Origin of the sequence: Streptomyces sp. NPDC097981, from assembly GCF_040302565.1 — a bacterium.
In the GTDB taxonomy this organism is placed as follows: Bacteria; Actinomycetota; Actinomycetes; order Streptomycetales; family Streptomycetaceae; genus Streptomyces.
Map to the genome: position 1 here is coordinate 26,799 of NZ_JBEORW010000060.1, position 7,174 is coordinate 33,972.

4 protein-coding genes and 2 pseudogenes are annotated in these 7,174 nt (G+C 68.1%); 2 read left to right on the plus strand and 4 right to left on the minus strand.

Annotation, left to right across the window (positions count from 1 at the left end):
* Positions 1–123 precede the first annotated feature (123 nt).
* Both ABTY04_RS36125 and ABTY04_RS36130 read right to left on the minus strand, forming a co-directional pair.
* Positions 124–390: pseudogene (locus tag ABTY04_RS36125) on the minus strand (NUDIX domain-containing protein); the annotation flags it as partial.
* A 22-nt stretch (positions 391–412) separates the two neighbouring features.
* Positions 413–1,624 (minus strand): FAD-dependent monooxygenase, encoded by a 1,212-nt coding sequence (locus ABTY04_RS36130; protein ID WP_352217679.1) that lies wholly within the window; start codon positions 1,622–1,624, stop codon positions 413–415.
* A 180-nt stretch (positions 1,625–1,804) separates the two neighbouring features.
* Here ABTY04_RS36130 and ABTY04_RS36135 point away from each other — a divergent pair, with 180 nt between their 5' ends.
* Positions 1,805–2,767 (plus strand): TetR/AcrR family transcriptional regulator C-terminal domain-containing protein, encoded by a 963-nt coding sequence (locus tag ABTY04_RS36135; RefSeq protein ID WP_352217680.1) that lies wholly within the window; start codon positions 1,805–1,807, stop codon positions 2,765–2,767.
* 558 nt (positions 2,768–3,325) lie between these two features.
* Positions 3,326–5,380 carry a transglycosylase domain-containing protein gene (locus tag ABTY04_RS36140; protein ID WP_352217681.1) on the plus strand — a complete coding sequence of 685 codons (2,055 nt, stop codon included), beginning with the start codon at positions 3,326–3,328 and terminating at the stop codon, positions 5,378–5,380.
* Between the two features lie 104 nt (positions 5,381–5,484).
* Here the strand turns inward: ABTY04_RS36140 and ABTY04_RS36145 are convergent.
* Positions 5,485–6,174, minus strand: a pseudogene (locus ABTY04_RS36145) (transposase family protein); the annotation flags it as partial.
* A 260-nt stretch (positions 6,175–6,434) separates the two neighbouring features.
* Complete coding sequence (locus ABTY04_RS36150; protein ID WP_352217682.1) at positions 6,435–6,884, minus strand: hypothetical protein; 450 nt, start codon at positions 6,882–6,884, stop codon at positions 6,435–6,437.
* Positions 6,885–7,174: the final 290 nt, after the last annotated feature.

Sequence of the window (7,174 nt, forward strand, 5' to 3'; positions counted from 1 at the left end):
AGACCGGCAGCGCTGCGAGGAGTGGGCCCTGCCCGCCGGCCTCTGTCCGCTCCCCGCGACGGAGCCGCCCCGGCAATGCGCTGGTGGAGAACCTGTGGATGCTGATCAAGACCGAGGGCATCCGACTTCCTCACGCAGCTCCCGGCGGACGGTGTCCTCCAGCGAGGCGTCGCCCGGCTCGCGGCCGCCGCCGAGCAGGGACCAGGCTCCCGGCTCCCAGATACCGGGCAGGTCATCGCGCAGGTGGAGCAGGTGGAGTAGGTAGCGGCCGTGGCCGTCGTGGATCAATGCCGAGGCATTGACCGGCTCGATCCGGTTGTCGAGCCCGGAGGCGCAGAGCTTCGTCCGCAGGGTCGGGGACGTGACCTGGTCGAAGGGGAGCCACTCAGCGGCGACTCGTGGTTGGGGCCGCTCACCGTACGTCCGCCGCAAGACTGTATTCCGGGAGTGCGATGTTCCCGGCCTTGGCGAACTGCGCGGCGAGCAGGTTCCGCATCGGCCAGCGGGTCATCGACCGCATGGAGAGGTCCCGCAGGTGGATGCCGAGTCGGCCCGACGGTGCGAATCCCGAGGCACCGCCCGGTGGTAGCTGCTGGGCCTGACTCACGTACGGGCGCATCACCTCGTCGTAGCGGTGGAAGGCGATGCGGTGGTCGCCCCCGGCAGCGGCGAGTTCACCGGCCAGGACGTAGGCGCCGACCAGGGCAAGGCTGGTCCCGAGGCCGGTCAGCGGGGTCGCGCAGTATCCGGCGTCGCCGAGCAGAGCCACGCGGCGGCGCGTCCAGCTGTCGAGGCGGACCTGGCCCATGGAGTCGAAGAAGAAGTCCGGGGCGGTGTGCATTGCCCGCAGCAGGCGTGGGGTCTCCCAGCCGACGCTTGCGAAGCGCTGGGCCACGAGTTCCTGCTGGGCGGCGACGTCGCGGCGGTCGTAGGCGATCGGTGCCGAGCGGAAGCTGAAGCCGGCCTTGATCTCGCCGGGGAGGCGGCCGGGCCGTGCGGACGAGACCAGTCCGCCGGGCGCATTGTGCATCAGGTACCAGCCGTCGAGTTCCAGGTCGTCGGTGGTGGTGAACCAGGCTGTGTAGAGGCCGAGCGGGTGGACGAACTCCTGCTCCGGGCCGAAGGCCAGCGCGCGCACCACGGAGTGCGGCCCGTCCGCGCCGACGACCAGCCCGAACCGGCGCGGCGCGGCCTTCTCGAAGGTGACGGTGACCGCGTCCGCGTCCTGATCGATCGCGGTGATGGTGTCGTCGAAGAGGTACTCCGCGTCCGGCAGGGTGGCCTCGTACAGCAGACGGGCGAGGTCGCCCCGGAGGATCTCGATCTCGGAGACGATCCCCTCGCCACCGAAGCTGTCGGCGGGCACCCGCGCGGTGGTCCGGCCGGAGGTGTCGACGAGCGCGAGGCCGCGTTGGTCAACGCTCTCCGCCCTCGCCCGGTCCATCAGGCCCATCCGCTCGATCACGGTGCGGCCGGCGCCGCGCAGATCCACGGTCTGCCCGCCGGGCCGGGGTTCCGGCGCGCGTTCCACGATCGTGACCCTGGAGCCTCCCTTGCGTAGCCAGTACGCCAGTGCGGGCCCAGCGATGCCAGCACCGCAGATGAGTATCTCGTTGTTCGGCATGACGCGAACGTACGCCGTACGCAAGCTAGTGCGCAAGCGTGAAATCGCCCTGAACAATGCGGTGTTAGTTAGTGCTGCACTAGTGCGGAAAAGTAGGGAGGGTGCTGGTGCGCGGGGATCGCCCGGCGTCGACGGCTAGGATGGCACCCAATCATGTGCACTAGTGCAGAGGGGGTGTCGGTGGGCGGACAGGCAATGTCGCGCTACAGCCAGATCGTCGCCGAACTCCGGCGGCGGATCGAGACGGGCGAACTGGCGCCGGGCGATCGCGTGCCCTCGACCCGCCAGATCACCAAGCAGTGGGGTGTCGCGATGGCCACCGCGACCAAGGTGCTCACCGAGCTGCGCCGCGAGGGCATGGTCCGCGCCGTCCCGGGCGTCGGGACGGTCGTGGCGGCCGCGGGCCGCCCGGTGCGGGCCGCCCGACCCCCTGCCGCCGCACGCCCGGACGGGTCGTCTGATGCGTCATCGGTCCAAGCGGCGCTCACACTTGGACGGATCGTCGCCGCCGCTGTCACGGTCGCCGATGAGGAAGGGCTGGCCGCAGTCTCGATGCGCCGGGTTGCCGCCGAGCTAGGGGTGGCGACCATGTCGCTGTACCGGCACGTGGCCGACAAGGACGACCTGCTGTTGCGGATGATGGACACGGTCATCGCGGAGCACCCGTTGCCCGCCGACCCGCCGACGGGCTGGCGCGAGGCGATCGAGCTGGCGGCCCGGCAGCTCTGGGACGTGTTCCGCCGCCACCCGTGGCTCGCGCCGGCCCTGTCGGTGACCCGCCCACAGATGATCACCTCGGCACTGCCGTACAGCGAGTGGATCCTTGCCACCCTGCACGCGCGCGGACTCGACCTGCAGTCCGCCTTCACCGCGCACCTCATGCTGTTCAATTACGCCCGTGGTATCGCCGTCAACCTGGAGGCGGAGCGGGAGGCCGAGGCGCACAGCGGTCTCGACAGCGAGGAGTGGATGGACACCCAGGAGCCCGCGCTCCTTACGATTCTGGCCACCGGCCGGTTCCCCGCGCTCTCCCGCCTCGCCACGGTCGGTTACGACCTCGACCTCGACGCCCTCTTCGAGTTCGGCCTCCAGCGCCTCCTCGACGGCCTCGCCTCAGCCCTCAACGAGAGCTCCGCGGACTGAACGGAGAGTTCGAGAGACCCCGGCCACCGACACCAAAAGAAGCGGCTCCAAATCGGACGCGACACCGGGACCGTGACGTCACGGTCCCCGCGCCGGGCTCTCGTCTCGGCTTGATTGCCTTCGGAGTTACTCCGGTCAGGGGCTCGACGCAGGCAGGGTGGCGAGTCGGCGCTGTCCCTGGACGGACGTTTTCCATCCGCAAGCGCCGGATCCTGCCCGTCATCTCCCACAAGGGCGCCCCGAACCTGGAGGGCACGGGCAAACTCCGCTACGTCGTGGAGCAGGCCTTCGCCCTGTTCGACCACTTCAAACGCTCGCGGTCCGCTGGGTACGCCGGACCGAACTCCACTATGCCTTCGTGTCCCTGGCCTGCAGCCTCATCTGCCACCGACGCCTCAAGAAGGCCCGCTCGTGATCGTGTCACGAGCTCTGAGCCCCGTGCCGCGTATGAAGATTTCATGAACGGCCCAACCTCGACCTCGATCTGATCATCTTCCCTGCCGAGTCCGTCACCGCCCCCGAGGTGACGGCTCGCGATCGAGGAGGTTCGCATCCCCCATGAGGCTGCCCCGCAAACGCCGCGCGGACCGCACCGGTGGTCCGGACGACATCGGAAGCCCGGAGCGGGCGGAACGTCCGAAGCGCACACGGCGCCCTGCGGGCCGAGTGAAGGGCCATAGGAGAGCCGCCCGCAAGGCCCGTCGCCCCCTCATCGACTTCCCCAGGCGCGGCCGGCGGGGCTGGCGGCGCTGGATGCCCTCCTGGAAACTGACCTCCGGCTTGTTCCTGCTCTTCGCCGGCGCCGTCGCCGGTCTCTTAGCCGCCGTCTACGTACAGGTCGAGATCCCGAACCCGCACGACTCCGCGCGCCGGCAGGCCACCGTCTACTACTGGGCGGACGGCAGCCGGATGGTGAGCGTCGGCGATGTGAACCGGCAGGACGTGAAGCTCTCCCAGGTGCCCGAATCCGTCCAGCGCGCCGTCATCGCGGCGGAGAACGCCGATTTCTACAGAGACTCGGGCGTCTCTGTGACGGGCATCGGCCGCGCCGCTGTCAACATCGTCAAGGGCGAGGAGACCCAGGGCGGCTCGACGATCACCCAGCAGTACGTGAAGAACACCTATCTCAGCCAGGACCAAACCGTCCAGCGAAAGATCAAGGAACTCTTCCTCTCCCTGAAGGTCAGCAACCAGCGGCCCAAGACGGAGATTCTGGAGGGGTATCTCAACACTTCTTGGTTCGGCCGCGACGCGTACGGCGTCCAGGCAGCCTCGTACGCGTACTACGGCATCCCCGCCAAGGAGCTGAACCCCAGTCAGGGCGCTCTGCTGGCCGCTGTCCTCAAAGGCGCGGAAAGCTTTGACCCGTCCCTGAGCGCCGACAACCATCAACGCGCCGAGGACCGCTGGAGCTGGATTCTGGACCGTCAGGTCGGCACGGGTTCGATGAGCGCCGAGGAACGCGCGAAGTACACGAAATTCCCCGAGCCGAAGCCTCCCGCCAAGCCGACCAGCCAGGCCGGGCAGATCGGCTACCTCGTCGACATAGCCAACAAGTACCTCAAGAGCCGCAGCGGGATCACGGGCAAGGATCTGGCCAGTGGCGGATACAGCGTTCACACCACCTTCGAGAAGGACAAGGTGCTCGCGCTGACCAAGGCCGTAGAGCAGGTACGTGCGGACCGACTGGACCCGAAGAAGCGCGCGGACGACGAATACGTACAGGTCGGCGCCGCCTCGATACGCCCCAAGGACGGAGCGATCGTCGCGGTCTACGGCGGCTCCGATGCGATCGAACACTTCACCAACAATGCGGACACCTCGGGCGTCCCTGCGGCCTCGGCGTTCAAACCCTTTGTGTACGCCGCCGCTCTGGAGAAGGAGCTCGAAGGCAGGGAACGCTCCGCCGAGGGCACTGACCCGGACCCCCTGAAACCCACGCCGATACGGGCACCCATGGCATCCATGAACCTCCACTCGGCCCTGGTGGACTCCGACCACACGCCGTTCGTGGAGACCGGCAAGAAAATCGGGCTGAAGAAGGTCAAAGAGCTCGCGGTCGCGTCGGGACTGCGTGAGGAGAGCATGGCCAAGCTGGAGCCGACCTTCTCCATCGGTACCTCCACCCCCAGCGCCGTCCGACTGGCCAGCGCCTATACGACCTTCGTCAACCAGGGCCGGGCCACCGAACCCTACTCGGTGTCCAAGGCCGAGCGGAACGGCGTCGCGGTGGACGGCTTGGGCCAGCCCAAACCGCGGCGGGCAATGAGCTCCGAGGCAGCCTCGATCGTCGGCGCGGCGCTCCGCAAGGTGAGCGGGAGCGCCGTCGGACCGCCGAAGGGCCAGCCGACCTCCCCGTCCTGGGCAGGCAAGACCGGTCCGAACGACCGTATGAACTCAGCCTGGTTCATCGGCGCGACGCCGGACCTGAGCACTTCGGTCGCGATGTTCCGTACGAAGCCCGACGTCCCACAACTGCTGCCCATGCAGGGAGTGGGCGGCCCTGATTCCGAGCGGGGCAGCGCCTTCCCGCCGCTGATCTGGAAGGCTTACAACGAGGCGGTGGTGCCTGCGCCGCCGTACCCGGCCGATGGTCCCCAGGACCGCCCGTGACGGTCTCGTGGCGCGGGACGCTCTCCGGCGTCGGTCCGGGGCGCGATCGACACGATCGGCCCCGGACCGACGGGGCAGCGGACAGCGTCGGGGTCAGCCGGCCACAGGGCGGCCATGGCCTGCTCGCCGACGCACCGGATCTTGGCGTGGCTGCTGTTGTGCCGTCGCTTCCATCGCTTGAGCCGGCGGCCACGGAAGGGGACTCGGATGTGCCGGCCGGCGCCTTGGTACGCCTTGTCCGCCCAGCATTTCAGTCCCGCGGCGGCGAGCGCGTCGACGATCCCGTGGGTTCGTGCGGCCGTCAGGTCGTGGGTGGAGCCGGGCAGGGCCGGGGACGCCCAGAGCAGTCGGCCGAACGGGTCGGTGAGGACCTGCACGTTCATGCCGTGCCGTTTGTGTTTGATGCCCGAGTAGTACGGGGTGTCAGCAGCAATCCGGTCGATCGGCAGCAGGGTGCCGTCCAGGATCACGAATGCCTTCGTCCGGGCGGTCTCCATTGCCTCGGCCAGGGTCGGTGCGAGAGCGGCCAGGACTTCGATGGTCTCGCGTATGTACCGGTAGACAGTCGCGATGCCGATTCCGAACCCGGCGGCGAGCTGGGCGTAGGTGTCTCCGCACCGCAGGTGGGCCAAGGCGGGCAGGGCCTGACGGCCGGCGGGCAGTCGTCGCCACCGCGTACCGATCTCCCGTTGCCGAACTGCGAGCTGCTCGGTCAGGTACCGCAAGGTGCTGCTGGACAGATCGATCGAGGGCGGGTAGACAAGCGCGCGAAGCTCCTGGCGGACACGGGTGATCTTGGTCGAGAACCCGTCTACCAGGAGCTTCGTCGTTACGTACAGCCTGTTGACCCCCAACAGCCCGGCATCGCGGTCAGGTTGAAAAAGGCTCACTGATGATGAACTCGTGGTGTCGTAGGGGCTGACGGCTGGTCGTCCGGTGCGGTATCACAGGGGACATGCGGTATCCACAAGGGGGCGGGCTGACCGCCGAACGGGGCTCTGGCCGCTCTTCCGTGAATATGAGGAGACCGGAGGAGGTAGGGGCCCCGAATATGTCATCGCCGCAGTTGCGGGCGGACGCTGCCGAGCCCGATCCTGGCCGCCTCAACGAAGGCGAGGCGGCACTCGCGCTTGGTGGGTACCTGGCCGTTTGCCGCCACGTCGCGGACGATCTGGTGGAGTGCCTCGGTGTAGCCACGCGCGGCTTGAGCGACCTCATGCGAGCAGACCAGTTCAACGGCCTTTTCTGCTAGCCACAATGCGTGGAGGAGCTGGTCTTCGGGCTCATCCGCAGTCGGCAGACCTAAGCTCCTTCGGTCCAGCACCAGTTCGACCTTCTGCGCGGCGGCCAGGAATATCAGGATGGCTTCCTTGCACTCTGCCCGCTCGGTCTCCACTCGGCGTTGTAGGTCGCGTCGGATCTCAACGCGAGTCGCCAGGTGCTGCCCGACGAGTGTGCCCATGGTCCCCAGAAGGACGCCGAGCAAGGTAAGTACCGTTCCCACGCTGACTCCTTCCACGGCATCCAGGCTGACTCACTCCGGCGGGCACCGTCCAGACCTTGTACTTGCCAGGCACTTTGAGGCGGTATGCGACACGCTCTGAGGCAGGCGTGGCGCAGATGGAGGCACAGGGTGCGCGTCCGTTCATGTCTCGTGAGGAACTTGACCTGGCGGACGCGACGTTCGGCGATGCCCCAAGCTAAGGGTTGTCCCGTAAATGATCTTCGAGTGGCCTCGGGCATGGCGGGCTGCCGTGCGGCCTGCTCGCTTATCCGGCGAGGGTGAGGTTGTGC